The sequence below is a fragment of the Microbacterium sp. Leaf351 genome, from assembly GCF_001423825.1.
GTDB lineage: Bacteria > Actinomycetota > Actinomycetes > Actinomycetales > Microbacteriaceae > Microbacterium > Microbacterium ginsengisoli.
On record NZ_LMPK01000020.1, the window covers coordinates 333 to 745 of the forward strand.

General features: G+C 60.8%; 1 protein-coding gene. It reads right to left on the minus strand.

Annotated elements, in window-relative coordinates:
- The coding region (locus tag ASG00_RS14465; RefSeq protein ID WP_235559419.1) for a DUF5131 family protein at window positions 1-413 on the minus strand (413 nt) is incomplete at both ends.

Genomic DNA, 413 nt, shown 5'->3' on the forward strand with positions numbered 1-413 from the left:
CTCGCAGTTGTCGCGAATCTCGCGGACCCAATCTGGATCGAGCGGTCGAGCCCCAGGGCCGGACTCTCCGCCGGTAATCACCCAGTCGATCCCATTGAGGTCCAGATTCTTGAGTGGTCCGATGAGCGGTTCGCACGACAAGAACCGAACGGCAGCAGGTACTGATCGCAGATGGTCGACCCGGTACAGATGGTCTTCGTTCTCGACGCTGACCCCCATCCACAGGTTTGACGGCCAGTCCAGCTTGTCGGCGACTCGGGGTAGCCGGGACGATCGCTTCGTGAGCACTTGGTAGGTGTGCTGCGGTGTGTCTCTGATGACATCGAAGACACGGTGAACGAAGTCGAGCGGTACGCGCGCGTGGAACAAGTCGCTCATCGAGTTGACGAATACGACTCGGCGCCCACCCCAGG